Raw genomic sequence first — 636 nt, 5'->3', positions numbered from 1 at the left:
CATGAAATTTTTTATTGATACGGCGAACCTTTTGCAGATCCGTGAAGCGGCCCGGCTGGGCATACTGGATGGTGTGACCACCAATCCTTCGCTGATGGCCAAAGAGGGCATCAGGGGAAGTGAAGCCATCAACGGGCACTACCAGGCCATTTGCTCCATTGTGGACGGGGACATCTCTGCCGAAGTGTTATCCACCGATTTTGACAGCATCATCGAAGAGGGCAGGGCCCTTGCGGCGCTGCATCCCAACATCGTGGTAAAGGTGCCGATGACGGGAGACGGCATCAAGGCCATCAAGTGGTTTACCGACCACGGCATCAAAACCAATTGCACGCTGGTGTTCTCGGCCGGCCAGGCCATCCTGGCCGCCAAGGCCGGTGCCACCTACGTCTCACCGTTTATTGGCCGCATCGACGACAGTGGCTGGGATGGCGTGCAGCTCATTGAGCAGATCGTCCGCATCTACCGGTTGCAGGGTTTCCGCACCCAGGTGCTGGCGGCCTCGATCCGCACGCCCAACCACATCACCCAGTGCGCCGAAGCCGGTGCCCATGTGTGCACCTGCCCGCTCGACTCGATCCTGGGTCTTTTGAAGCACCCGCTGACGGACAGTGGTCTTGCCAAATTCATCGAGGA

1 protein-coding gene is annotated in these 636 nt (G+C 58.8%); it reads left to right on the top strand.

Annotation, left to right across the window (positions count from 1 at the left end; all coding sequences use genetic code 11):
- Positions 1-636 (top strand): fructose-6-phosphate aldolase (gene fsa / locus D6024_RS26410; RefSeq protein WP_121357815.1); only part of this gene is annotated, 636 nt, incomplete at both ends.

Source organism: Flavisolibacter nicotianae (genome assembly GCF_003628535.1).
Lineage (GTDB): Bacteria > Bacteroidota > Bacteroidia > Chitinophagales > Chitinophagaceae > Flavisolibacter > Flavisolibacter nicotianae.
This window is presented reverse-complemented; position numbering and strand designations above follow the sequence as displayed.